We start from the raw sequence: 11,738 nt of genomic DNA on the forward strand, positions 1-11,738 counted from the left end.
ACGACCGATCTGACTACGGGGGGCGGCCATGAACGCCGCATCGAGCCGCGGGAAACTTACACACCAGCGAAAGAACGCATCCATGTGCCAGCACCAGCCAGCGTGCCCGTCAGCCGACTCCGCCGACCGGGAGGCCGCCCATCGGGTGGCGCACTTCCCGGAACAGGGCTGGAGCCTGCTGTGCAACGGCGTCCTGCAGTTCGAGGACACCGGTGAGCTGCTGCCGGACGGGCAGATCATCGCCCCGCACCGGCCGCTGGGCACTGGGCACATCGCCACCGCCGCGTAGGGTCACCACCCGGCGAGCGAGCCGCCACGCGGGGGCGGACCACCCGACGCGTGAGCCGCAGGGCGCGCGGCTGCCGAGAGAGAGCGTGGAGGCCGCGAGGAACGAGCGGTCGAGGACGGTCGACCGTCGGCAGCCGCTCACAGCGCCCGGAGACGAACCGAGCCCGAGAACCAAAGGGGGCCGGCCCGGCGGAGTCCGCCGAACCGGCCCCGACGCATGCGCGCCTAGAGGCGGGAGTGCGTCGATCAGCCCTCGTACTCGTCCAGCGGCGGGCAGGAGCAGACCAGGTTACGGTCGCCGAAGGCACCGTCGATGCGGCGCACCGGCGGCCAGTACTTGTCCGCGGCCGAGACGCCGGCCGGGAAGACCGCCTCCTCGCGGCTGTACGCGTGGTTCCAGTCGCCGCCGAGGGCGGCCGCGGTGTGCGGCGCGTTCCGCAGCGGGTTGTCGTCCTTCGACCACTCCCCCGAGCCGACCTTCTCGATCTCCTCACGGATGGCGATCATCGTCTCGCAGAACCGGTCCAGCTCGGCGAGGTCCTCGCTCTCCGTGGGCTCGATCATCAGCGTGCCGGCGACCGGGAACGACATGGTCGGCGCGTGGAAGCCGTAGTCGATCAGGCGCTTGGCCACGTCGTCGACGGTGACGCCGGTGGCCTTGGTGAGCGGACGCAGGTCGATGATGCACTCGTGCGCGACCAGCCCGCCGGGGCCGGTGTACAGCACCGGGTAGTGCGGCTCCAGCCGCTTGGCGATGTAGTTGGCGCTCAGCACCGCGACCTGGGTGGCGCGCCGCAGCCCCTCGCCGCCCATCAGGCGGACGTACGCCCACGAGATCGGCAGGATGCCGGCCGAGCCCCACGGTGCGGCCGAGATCGGGCCGACGCCGGTCTCCGGGCCCGCGGTGGGCTGCAGCGGGTGGTTGGGCAGGTACGGCGCCAGGTGCGCGCGTACCGCGACCGGGCCGACACCGGGGCCGCCGCCGCCGTGCGGGATGCAGAAGGTCTTGTGCAGGTTCAGGTGTGAGACGTCGCCGCCGAACGAGCCCGGGCCGGCGAGCCCGACCAGGGCGTTGAGGTTGGCCCCGTCCACGTACACCTGGCCGCCCGCCTCGTGCACGGCGTCGCAGATCTCGGTGATGTGCTCCTCGAACACGCCGTGCGTGGAGGGGTAGGTGACCATCAGCACCGCCAGCTCCTCGCGGTGCTTCTCGATCTTGGCGCGCAGGTCCTCGGTGTCGACCTCGCCGTCCTCGCCGGTCTTGACGACGACGACCTTCATCCCCGCCATCACGGCGCTGGCCGCGTTGGTGCCGTGCGCCGACGACGGGATGAGGCAGATGGTGCGCTGCGTGTCGCCGTTGGCCCGGTGGTAGGCCCGCACGGCCAGCAGGCCCGCGAGCTCGCCCTGCGAGCCGGCGTTCGGCTGGATCGAGACCTTGTCGTAGCCGGTGATCTCGGCGAGCCGCTCCTCCAGCTCGCGGATCAGCGTCACATAGCCCGCCGCCTGCTCGATCGGCGCGAAGGGGTGCAGGCCGCCGAACTCCGGCCAGGTGACCGGCTCCATCTCGGTGGTCGCGTTCAGCTTCATGGTGCAGGAGCCGAGCGGGATCATGCCGCGGTCCAGCGCGTAGTCGCGGTCGGCGAGGCGGCGCAGGTAGCGCAGCATCGCGGTCTCGGAACGGTGCTGGTGGAAGACCGGGTGGGTCAGGTACGCGTCGGTGCGCAGCAGGTTCGCCGGCAGGCTCTCGTCGGTGGCCGCGTCCAGCTCGTCGATGACGGGGAGCGCGTCGCCCAGGCCGAAGGCCGTCCAGACCGCCGCCAGTTCGGTGCGGCCGGTGGTCTCGTCGCAGGACAGGCCGACGTGGTCGGCGTCGGTGAGCCGCAGGTTGACCCCGAGGTCGCGGGCCGCGGCGACGACCTCGGCGGCCCGGCCCGGCACCCGCACGGTGACGGTGTCGAAGAACGCGCCGTGGACGACCTCGACGCCGGCCGCGCGCAGCCCGGCGGCGAGCACCGCGGCGTAGCGGTGGGTGCGCCGGGCGATGGCCGCGAGGCCGTCCGGGCCGTGGTACACGGCGTACATACCGGCCATCACGGCCAGGAGTACCTGCGCGGTGCAGATGTTGCTGGTGGCCTTCTCGCGGCGGATGTGCTGCTCGCGGGTCTGCAGGGCCAGGCGGTACGCCTTGTCGCCGTCCGCGTCGACGGAGACGCCGACCAGGCGGCCGGGCAGGCTGCGGGCGTAGGCGTCGCGCACGGCCATGAAGCCGGCGTGCGGGCCGCCGAAGCCCATCGGGACGCCGAAGCGCTGGCTGGAGCCGACCGCGATGTCCGCGCCCAGCTCACCCGGGGACGTCAGCAGGGTCAGGGCGAGCAGGTCCGCGGCGACCGTGACGACGGCGCCGAGCTCGTGGGCCCGCTCGATCACGGCGCGCGGGTCCCGGACCACGCCGGAGGCACCCGGGTACTGGAGCAGCACGCCGAACACACCGCGCTCGGCGACCTCGGCGGGGATGCCCTCGGAGAGGTCGGCGACGACCACCTCGACTCCGGTGGGTTCCGCGCGGGTCTGGATGACCGCGATGGTCTGCGGCAGACAGTCGGCGTCGACGAGGAATACCCCGTCCTTGACCTTGCCGACGCGCCGGGACAGCGACATGGCCTCGGCGGCCGCGGTGCCCTCGTCCAGCAGCGAGGCGCCGGAGGTGGGCAGGCCGGTCAGGTCGGCGACGACGGTCTGGAAGTTGAGCAGCGCCTCCAGGCGGCCCTGGGAGATCTCCGGCTGGTACGGGGTGTACGCGGTGTACCAGGCCGGGTTCTCCATGACGTTGCGCAGGATCACCGGCGGCGTGAACGTGCCGTGGTAGCCCAGGCCGATCATGGAGGAGAGCACCTGGTTGCCGTCGGCGAGGGTGCGCAGCTCGGCGAGGACGTCGGCCTCGCTGCGGGCGGCCGGCAGACCCAGCGCCTCGGCGTTCTTGATCACGTCCGGAACGGCGGTGTCGGTGAGCTCGTCGAGGGAGCCGAAGCCCACCTGCGCGAGCATCTTGGCCTGCGCCTCGCCATCGGGTCCGATGTGACGCCGAGCGAAGGGCGTGCCCTGCTCCAGCGCGGCGAGGGAGATGCGGTTGGCAGTCATCTGCGGGGGCCTCCTGGTCGATGCGACCTGCGAGGGGCACCACGGCGCGGGTACCCGGATGGCCTCCCCCTCTGTCATCTCAACCTGAGAGCTTCACCGGCCCGCGCTGCCGCACACGAACCGGCTTTCACCGTCGGTGAGGAGGGGTCCCGAAGCCATGCGCTCCGTGGCCCACCCTGCTTTCCAGAGTGACCTCACCCGCGCGGTACATGTGCCTGAGAGATTCCGGGGAGGATTTGCTCCTTCGGCGCCGCCGACGATCTCCAACGAGCTCGACAGAGGGCTCTCCCGCACGGGGTCTGCAGCCGTTAGCCAGCCTACCAGCGCATCTGCCCGTCGAACCGGTGTGCAATCGGCCTCACACCGCGCTCAAGTGGCCATGTCCGGCGTTGTGGCTTTTCGTAGGTGCCGGGGGCATTTCCGTCAGTTGGAGGGACCGTGCAGACCGACATCGACCCCCGGCAGCTGATCGGGCGCAAGGCATTCGACCGCGACGGCGCGAAGATCGGGACCGTGGACGAGGTCTACCTCGACGACGCGACCGGCGAACCGCAGTGGGCGGCGGTTCGCACCGGCATCTTCAGCCGGGACGTCTTCGTACCGCTGGAGCCGAGCGAGGTCGCCTCGGACGGCCTCCGCGTCCCCTTCGAGCGGCGCATGATCAAGGACGCCCCGGACTTCGGCGTGGGGCGCCACCTCTCCCCGGAACAGGAGCTCCAGCTCTACCACCACTACGGACTGGACGCGGCCTCCGGCCAGGCCATCGAGGGCGAACCGGGCGGCCCCGCCGAGGGCTGACCCGGCCCGTCCGGCCATCCAGCGGATTCAGCGGGTCCGACGGGTTCGGCGGATCCGGCGGGCCCGGCCGCCCCTGTTGTCGGGTCAGGTGCAAACCCGCGGGTCAGCTCGAAGCCGAGGGGCCGGCCTGCGCGGCGCCGAGCGGCCCCGGTGCCGCGCCGTCCGCGGCGGAACGCCGTCGCTCCGGCCCCCCGCCGGGGTGACCCGACCGCGCTTGTACGGGGGTGTCCGCGTGCTCCGTCGCGGCGAGGTCCGCGGCGGAGGGGACCAACGGGAGCGGCTCGCCCGGCTCCAGGTCCGGGTCGTCGACAGCGAAGGTGCGCACCCGGCCGGGCGCCGACCAGGGCTTTTCGAAGCGGACGGTGACGCGACCGACGCCGCTGCCCTGCACCCAGCCCGACCCGTACTCCGCGTGCCGCACGTCCAGACCGGGGAGCCAGCGCCGGGGCGGGGTCTCCTCGGCGCCTTGAAGGCGCTCCCCCGCCGCTCCATGGCCCGCCGCGGGGCCGACCGGTCTCCCGGTCCCGCCGGCGTCGCGCGGGGCGCTCACAGAGGCGCCAGGGGGGCCGGAAGCGCTGGCAGCGTGCGCCGACCCCGGGCCGGTGCCGGCGAGAGCCGGCTGATCCGCCTGCCCCGCCTCGGCCGCCGCGACGGCCCCGGTGTCCCCGGCGGCCCCGGCAGACGCGATGGCCCCGGCGGCCTCGGTGGCCTGCGCGGCATGGGCGGCCTGGGCGAAGAGGTCCTCCTGGGTGTAGTCGGCGAGGCCGCTGACGCCGACCCCCAGCAGCCGCACCCCCGCGGTGGTGTCGACCTGCTCGATCAGCCGCGCCGCCGCCTCCCGCACCACCGCCGGGTCGTCCGTGGGCCCGCGCAGCGTCTCGGAGCGGGTGAGGGTGGAGAAGTCATAGCTCCGCACCTTGATCACGACGGTCCGGCCGGAGCGGCCTGCTCCACGCAGTCGCTCCACACACCGGTCGGCCAGCCGGGCCAGCTCCAGCTCGATCCGCACCCGGTCGGTGACGTCGACGTCGAAGGTGTCCTCCACCGAGACGGACTTGGTGTCCCGCTCGGCGACCACCGGACGGTCGTCCCGGCCGTTCGCCATCGCGTACAGCGACGCGCCGTGCGCCTTGCCCAGCAGTCGCACCAGCTCCGCCTCGCCCGCCTCGCGCGTCTCGGCGACGGTGTGGATCCCCACCCGGCGAAGCGCCTCCGCGGTCGCCGGGCCCACCCCGGGCAGGGTGCGCACCGTCATGGGTCCGAGCAGCTCCCACTCGGTCCCCGGCTCGATCACCACCAGGCCGTCCGGCTTGGCCTGCTCCGAGGCGATCTTGGCCAGCATCTTCGAGCCCGCGAGCCCCACCGAGCCGGTCAGGCCGGTGGCGGCGTGGATGTCGGCGCGCAGCCGCTCGCCCACGGCCCGGGCGGACGCCGTGTCGGCCACGGCCGCGTCCCCCGCCTCCAGGTCCACGAACGCCTCGTCCAGGCTGAGCGGCTCCACCAGCGGGGAGAGCCGGCCGAGCAACCCCATCACGATGTCGCTCACCTGGCGGTAGACCGTGAAGCGCGGGGTGAGGTAGGCGGCGTTGGGGCAGAGCCGACGGGCCTGGGCCATGGCCATCGCCGAGTGCACCCCGAAGACCCGCGCCTCATACGAGGCGGTGGCCACCACACCGCGCGGTCCCAGCCCTCCGACGATCACCGGCTTTCCGCGCAGGCTCGGCTTGGCCGCCTGCTCCGCCGAAGCGTAGAAGGCGTCCATGTCCAGATGCAGGATCGTGGGCGCATCCCTCACACCTCAGATGCTGCCGCATGCCACTGACATTCGAACGCAGGCGGCCTCCGGGCGCGTGCGCCGGCGGCGCGCCGAGTGGCCGGAGTGACCCGGGAGCGAGAGCCGGAGCGGGGCCGCCTGGGGCGCCGCAGGTGTGTCGCACGGCCCTGCGCGGTCTTCGCGCGGGGCGCGTCAGCCCGCGCGGTTGCGGCGCCGCGCGAGTTCGTCGGCGGGGTTGGGGCGCACCAGCGTCTCGCCCGTGTCCGCCCGCTCGCCGTGCAGCTGGGAGAGGGCCGCCTCCACATCGCGCCAGACGACGCCGACCGCGATCCCGAAGACGCCCTGGCCACCCTGGAGCAGCTCGACGACCTCGTCCGGGGAGGTGCACTCGTAGACGGTGGCGCCATCGCTCATCAGCGTCATGCGCGCCAGGTCGTCCAGCCCTCGGGTGCGCAGGTGCTGGACGGCGGTGCGGATGTTCTGCAGCGAGACCCCGGTGTCCAGCAACCTCTTGACGATCTTGAGGACGACGACATCCCGGAAGCTGTAGAGCCGCTGGGTCCCCGACCCGTACGCGGGGCGCACGCTCGGCTCCACGAGTCCGGTGCGCGCCCAGTAGTCCAACTGGCGGTAGGTGATACCCGCCGCCGCACAGGCGGTCGGTCCGCGGTATCCGATCAGATCGGAGGAGCCTTCCGGGTCCGCGGCGCGCTGCGCCGTGACCCGATGTCGGGGCGTCGATTCCGCCGCCGCGCCCCTGCCGAGCGGATACGGACCGCCGGCCGCCGTGCCGTCGCCGGTGCTTCTCACGCCGACCTCCGTCCTTGACCTGCCCTGTCGACGGTAGGCAGTCGCCCGGGGTGCGTCAACGATCGCCACACTCGGCACGCCGAGTGATAATCACCCTGAGAGTGGTTTCCCGTGACCGGTGCGCGGGAAGGGCTGACCGAATGCGCTGACGCCTACCGAGCGACGACCGCCGCCGGGCTCACTGGCTGCTGGTTCCGAAGTCCTCCGGCGAGATCTGGTCGAGGAACTCGCGGAACTTCTCCACCTCGTCCTCCTGCTCGTCCGGAATGGCGATGCCCGCGTCGTCGAGCACCCCGTCGCTGCCGTAGATCGGCGTCCCGGTGCGCAGCGCCAGCGCTATGGCGTCGGACGGCCGGGCGCTGACCTCGACTCCGCTGGCGAACACCAGCTCCGCGTAGAAGACGCCCTCGCGCAGGTCGGTGATCCTGACCTCGGTGAGCCGCTGACCCACCGCCTCGAGCACGTCCTTGAACAGATCATGGGTCAGCGGGCGCGCGGGCGCCATCCCCTGCTGAGCGAAGGCGATCGCGGTCGCCTCGCCTGGACCGATCCAGATAGGGAGGTAACGATCGCCTCCCACTTCACGCAGAAGCACGATCGGCTGGTTTGAGGGCATTTCCACCCGGACACCCACGACGTCGAGCTCGTTCACACAGCAACCCTAGGACGTGCCCGGCCGGTTTGGATAGTCGGGCCCGCATTCGGTCAGCTCGGCCGGGCCCGGAGGGCGCACTGGACCAGGGCCGCGTGCAGCCGGACCGACAGCGCGGCGATTTCCCTGGCGGTGGCCTCCGCATGGGCCCTGGTCTGCGGATTCCGGTGCAGACGCAGCGGCGCGACCACCTGTTCGACCAGCCCGGCCTCACGTTCGGCCGCCGCCTTCACCGCGCGCAGATGGCGCGGCTCCAGACCGAAACGGCCGAGATCCGCCACCAGCTTGGCGACCGTCACCGCGTCGGCGTCATACGCCCCGTCCACGGCGGGGCCGATCAGGCCGTACGACTCCCACTCGGCCAGCTCGCCCTCGCCCACCTCGGCGGCGGCCAGCAGCTCGGCGCGGCCCACCCGGGCCGCGGTGCGGCCGTCGGACGAGGCCCCGGCCTCCCCGCTCAGCCCGTCGATCACATCGAGCAGCTCGCCCGACGGGGCCGGGGAGACCACCGGGTAGGGCACCCCCTCGCCCCGCGCCAGGGCGTCGAGATGCTCCCGGATGACCTTCAGCGGCAGATAGTGGTCACGCTGCATGCGCAGGATGTAACCGAGCCGCTCCACGTCCTCCGGGCTGAACTTGCGGTATCCGGACGGCGTCCGCTGCGGCTCCACCAGCCCCTCCGCCTCCAGGAAGCGGATCTTGGAGATGGTGACCTCGGGAAACTCGTCCCGCAGCTGATTGAGCACCGTGCCGATGCTCATCAGCCGACGGGCCGAGGCGGCGGTGCCCGATCCGGCACCGCCCGGTGATGAGTGCAGCATGGACGCCTTACCTCGGATGCCGTTGACCTCAGATGCCGACGCCCCGCTGGCTCGCGAAGAAGACCAGCCGGTACTTACCGATCTGCACCTCGTCGCCGTTGTGCAGCTGGACCGCGTCGATCGCCTCCCGGTTGACGTACGTCCCGTTGAGGCTGCCGACGTCGGCGACGGTGAACAGACCGTCCGCGCCACGACGGAACTCCACATGACGCCGCGAGACGGTCACGTCGTCCAGGAAGATGTCGCTCTGCGGGTGACGACCTGCCGTGGTCAGGTCGCCGTCCAGCAGGAAGCGGCTACCCGAGTTCGGACCCCGGCGCACCACCAGCAGGGCGGAGCCCGACGGCAGCGCCTCCACCGCGGCCTGCGCCTCCGGAGAGAGCGCCGGCAGCGGCGTCTGGCCGGTGACCTCGGAGTCGTACGCCTCCAGGCCGGAGATCGAAATGGTGGAGGTGGTCTCCGACGCGCGCTCGGGGGTGACCCCTCCGCGCAGCGGCGCGCCGCAGTTGGAGCAGAAGCGGCTCGTCTCCGCGTTCCGATTGCCGCAGCGGGTGCAGACGGCCACGCCGTATCCCGCGCCGGGCGCGGCCGGACCTCCGGAGCCTATGGGAGCGGCCCCGGCAGCACCGCCGGCCTGGCCCCCGATCTGATCGCGGAACAGCGGTCGCTGCTCCTCATGGGCGCCGCCCTCCGCGGAGCCCGCGGCACGGTGACGGGCGGTGCCGCTGGCACCGTCCTGGCGTGCGCTCTTGCCGAACAATTTCCCGAACAACTTCACGGGCGATTCCCCTTGACCGAAACAGACCCGCCCGTAAGGCAGGACAAAACCTCGATGTAACCCTCGATGCACACACCGGCCGACCCGGACACCTGTACAACGTCCGTGACCGTCAGACAGTTTCCACCACGCACCACCGATCCGGTGCGCCGACCCCCCACTACCGTGCGCCCGGGACCCATGATCGCCATCCTCTCCTGCCTCACTCCGATGACGACCGAGCGTAGTCAGGGCGATTCGCCGGCCGCAAGGCATCCACGACGATCTTCTGAGACCGTTCCACATCCACGCTGGCCTGCTCCTTTTCCAGAGTCTGCACCACGCCTCCCGGGATGTTCAGCGCGGGCTCCAGGTCCTCGGGCTTGCCGATGACCTTGAACACGTACGGTTGCGTCACTTTCCGTCCATCGATCTCCACGCCGCCGTCGGCGTCCGCGAAGTAGCTGTCCGCGACCACTCGTACGTCGTTGACCTGGATCGCCTCGGCTCCGGCGGCGCGGAGCTCCTGGATGGCGTCCAGCAACATGTCGGCCTCCACCGCCCCGGAGCGGTCGTCGATGGTGACCTCGATGCCCGGCCCCTGGGCGCCCACGGTGCCCGCGAGGATGCCGAGCTGCTGCTCCTTCTGGCGCGTCTGCTTACGGGCTTCCTCCGCCTGGTCGGTGCTGGTCTCCAGCTCGCGCTTCTGGTCCTCCAGCCGCGTCTTCTCCGCCTCCAGTCGCTGGGTGCGGTTGTCCAGCTCGTCGAGGATGCGCACCAGGTCCTCCTGGCGCGCACCACGCAGCACACTGCTCTCGCTGGTGGACCGTACCTGAATGGCGAGCCCCAGACCGAGCACGAACAGCAGTGCGGCGGCGGTGAGTTGGGCACGGGAGAGCCGTGGCGGCCACAACCCCTGGACGAGCCGCTGGCGGCCGGTCATGGGGGGCGTCGGGGTCGGGCGGGGTCCGCCGGGAGCGGCGCCCGGCGGCGAGCCCTCCGGCTCCTCCGGTGGCTCGCTCGGCGACCCGATGCCCTCACCGGGCCCATCGTCCCTACTCGTCCCGTTTCCGGGGGTCTTGCCCTTCCGGGCGCTCGGCTCCTCGCGCGCGCTCTCGGCCGCGCGCTCCGGCCCCTCCGGCTTTCCGTCGCCGCCGCCGGCAGCGGGTGCTTCGGGGCGCTCGTCGGGACGCCCGTCGGAATGCCGTTCGGGGCGCTGGTCGGGGCGCTCGTCCTTCTCCGGGGTGTCGTCTCCGCTCATCGGCCTCACGCCCGGAAGACGTGCCGGCGGATCGCGGCAGCGTTGGAGAAGATGCGGATGCCGAGGACCACCACGACGCCGGTGGACAACTGGGCGCCGACGCCGAGTTTGTCGCCGAGGAAGACGATCAGCGCCGCCACCACCACGTTCGACAGGAACGACACCACGAAGACCTTGTCGTCGAAGATCCCGTCCAGCATCGCCCTGAGGCCGCCGAACACCGCGTCCAGTGCCGCGACGACGGCGATCGGCAGATAGGGCTCGACCACCGTCGGCACCACCGGGCGGACCACCAGCCCGACGACGACTCCCACGATGAGGCCCAAAACGGCGATCACGATGTGCCTGTGCCCTTCCCTGTGTCGGAGCCGCCCTTCCCGGCGGCACCGCCGATCGGCTCTGCGGTACGTACGATCAGACTCGGCGCGACCGGCAGCCGGACCTCGTCCTGGGCGGAAATGCTCGCGCGGATCCCGTAGTTCTCCCGCAACACGTGCAGGTACTGACCGTCGGCACTGTCCTGGAAAGCGGTGCTCAGCCGCTCACCGTCCCCCACCGCGAGCACCGTATACGGTGGCACCAGTGGTTTGTTGTCGACCAGTATGGCGTCACCGGCGGCCCTGATCGCCGACAGCGAGGTCAGCCGCTGTCCGTTGATCGCGATGGCCTCCGCCCCCGACTCCCACAAACCGTTGACGACCCGTTGCATATCGCGGTCGCGCACCCGGCCGGTGTCGGAGAAACCGGTGCTCTCGCGCGGTCCCCCGCCGCCCTGATCGGCCTGTTTCGCGTCGTTGATGACCAGTTTGACCCCGCGGCCGGTCACCTCGGTGGCACCGGCCAGCAGCGCCACCACCTCGCTCTTCTCCCGGCTGGGCTCGTCCAGCGCCTTGCGCTGCATCTCCCCGACCTCGTCGCGGAGCGCGTCGACGCTGTCCTCCAGCGCGTCGACGTCGGAGGTCTCCGTCTCGATCCGGTTCACCAGTTCCTGACGCTCCTTGGCGAGCGTCGGAGCCGATATCCGCGCCTGGACCGCGCCGATGGTGACGATGCCCGCCGCCAGCACCAGCCCCGCGGCCAGCGCGAGCTTGGCCTGCAGGGTACGGGGCAGACCCCGCTCACCCGCGGCCGAGCGCCGTGCCGCCGCCTCGGCGTAGCCGTCGTCGAGACTGTGGTCCATCACATTGGTCAGCAGCGACATGGAGGCGTCGGGGCGCGGGCGCGCGTATGGCGAGGCGGTGCTCCGATCGGGGGGCTGCTGCGACATGCCGCACATCGTCGCACGTCGGGGCCGCCGTCTCCCAATGGCCCCACCGGCGCGCCGGATCCACCCGCTGGAAGACGCCGCCCGGTCGCCCGGGCCCGGCCCGCGGTCGCCCCCTCGACCGCGCCCGCCCCTCCGGCCCCCTCACGGGCTCCGCGCACGGCTGCCACGG

The 11,738-nt window shown here is 72.0% G+C and carries 11 protein-coding genes and 1 riboswitch; of the genes, 2 read left to right on the forward strand and 9 right to left on the reverse strand.

Annotated elements, in window-relative coordinates; genetic code table 11:
- The first annotated feature begins 82 nt into the window (after positions 1-82).
- On the forward strand, positions 83-289 hold the full coding sequence (locus LRS74_RS03975; protein WP_277739671.1) for a DUF5999 family protein: 207 nt from the start codon (positions 83-85) through the stop codon (positions 287-289).
- A 245-nt stretch (positions 290-534) separates the two neighbouring features.
- Here LRS74_RS03975 and gcvP read toward each other — a convergent pair whose 3' ends face one another.
- Complete coding sequence (gene gcvP, locus LRS74_RS03980) at positions 535-3,429, reverse strand: aminomethyl-transferring glycine dehydrogenase (protein WP_277739672.1); 2,895 nt, start codon at positions 3,427-3,429, stop codon at positions 535-537.
- A 193-nt stretch (positions 3,430-3,622) separates the two neighbouring features.
- Positions 3,623-3,730: riboswitch (glycine riboswitch) on the reverse strand.
- Between the two features lie 137 nt (positions 3,731-3,867).
- On the opposite strand from gcvP, the gene LRS74_RS03985 reads away from it, so the two are divergent.
- Positions 3,868-4,227 carry a PRC-barrel domain-containing protein gene (locus LRS74_RS03985; protein WP_277739673.1) on the forward strand — a complete coding sequence of 120 codons (360 nt, stop codon included), beginning with the start codon at positions 3,868-3,870 and terminating at the stop codon, positions 4,225-4,227.
- 103 nt (positions 4,228-4,330) lie between these two features.
- Here LRS74_RS03985 and LRS74_RS03990 read toward each other — a convergent pair whose 3' ends face one another.
- The 8 genes from LRS74_RS03990 to LRS74_RS04025 all read right to left on the reverse strand — a co-directional run bounded on the left by LRS74_RS03990 (position 4,331) and on the right by LRS74_RS04025 (position 11,569).
- A complete protein-coding gene (locus tag LRS74_RS03990) occupies positions 4,331-6,022 on the reverse strand; it encodes a DNA polymerase IV (RefSeq protein ID WP_277739674.1) in 1,692 nt (563 codons plus the stop codon).
- Positions 6,023-6,193: 171 nt separating this feature from the next.
- A complete protein-coding gene (locus LRS74_RS03995) occupies positions 6,194-6,811 on the reverse strand; it encodes a MerR family transcriptional regulator (RefSeq protein ID WP_277739675.1) in 618 nt (205 codons plus the stop codon).
- A 178-nt stretch (positions 6,812-6,989) separates the two neighbouring features.
- On the reverse strand, positions 6,990-7,463 hold the full coding sequence (locus tag LRS74_RS04000; protein WP_144385830.1) for a bifunctional nuclease family protein: 474 nt from the start codon (positions 7,461-7,463) through the stop codon (positions 6,990-6,992).
- Positions 7,464-7,516: 53 nt separating this feature from the next.
- A complete protein-coding gene (locus LRS74_RS04005; protein ID WP_277739676.1) occupies positions 7,517-8,284 on the reverse strand; it encodes a MerR family transcriptional regulator in 768 nt (255 codons plus the stop codon).
- Between the two features lie 28 nt (positions 8,285-8,312).
- Positions 8,313-9,203, reverse strand: coding sequence for an FHA domain-containing protein (locus LRS74_RS04010; protein WP_277744585.1), 891 nt, complete (start codon positions 9,201-9,203; stop codon positions 8,313-8,315).
- Positions 9,204-9,264: 61 nt separating this feature from the next.
- Entirely contained in the window at positions 9,265-10,302 is a 1,038-nt protein-coding gene (locus LRS74_RS04015; protein ID WP_277739677.1) for a DUF881 domain-containing protein, read from the reverse strand.
- Between the two features lie 5 nt (positions 10,303-10,307).
- Positions 10,308-10,640, reverse strand: coding sequence for a small basic family protein (locus LRS74_RS04020; RefSeq protein ID WP_003984969.1), 333 nt, complete (start codon positions 10,638-10,640; stop codon positions 10,308-10,310).
- Positions 10,637-11,569: a DUF881 domain-containing protein gene (locus LRS74_RS04025; RefSeq protein WP_277739678.1), complete on the reverse strand. Its 933-nt coding sequence runs from the start codon at positions 11,567-11,569 to the stop codon at positions 10,637-10,639. Before LRS74_RS04025 ends, LRS74_RS04020 begins: the two co-directional genes overlap by 4 nt.
- Positions 11,570-11,738: the final 169 nt, after the last annotated feature.

The organism is Streptomyces sp. LX-29, assembly GCF_029541745.1.
In the GTDB taxonomy this organism is placed as follows: Bacteria; Actinomycetota; Actinomycetes; order Streptomycetales; family Streptomycetaceae; genus Streptomyces.